The 404-nt window shown below is 66.8% G+C and carries 1 protein-coding gene; it reads right to left on the reverse strand.

Annotation, left to right across the window (positions count from 1 at the left end; translation table 11 throughout):
- A partial coding sequence (locus OZ411_RS43515; RefSeq protein WP_282532835.1) for a peptidylprolyl isomerase occupies window positions 1-404 on the reverse strand: 404 nt, incomplete at both ends.

Here is a 404-nt window from a genome sequence, read left to right on the forward strand (position 1 = left end):
GTGAGCTTGATGATGTGCCAGCCGTCGTCGAGCTTGATCGGCTCGGCGATCGCATTCTTGGCGAGCGCCATGACCTGGGTGCGGATTTCCGGCCGGATCTGGGTCTCCGCCAGCCAGCCGAGCTCGCCGCCGTTCTTCTCGCCGTTCTTGGCCTCGCTGGTCTCGTTGGCGAGCGCGGCAAAGTCGGCGCCCGGCGCCTTCAGCTTGCGCTGCAGCTCCTCGACCGCCTTCTTCGCCTTGTCCTCGGCCGCCTTGTCGGCGTCCTTGGCCACCGCCACGAAGATCTGCGCCAGCTCGAACTGCCGCGGCATCAGGAACGAGGCGCGGTTGGCGTCATAGACCTTCTGCAGGTCGTCCTCGCTCGGGAAGCTCGCCGGCGGGGTCGAGACCTGCTGCAGATAGAG

This window comes from Bradyrhizobium sp. Arg237L, from assembly GCF_029990105.1.
Taxonomy (GTDB): domain Bacteria; phylum Pseudomonadota; class Alphaproteobacteria; order Rhizobiales; family Xanthobacteraceae; genus Bradyrhizobium.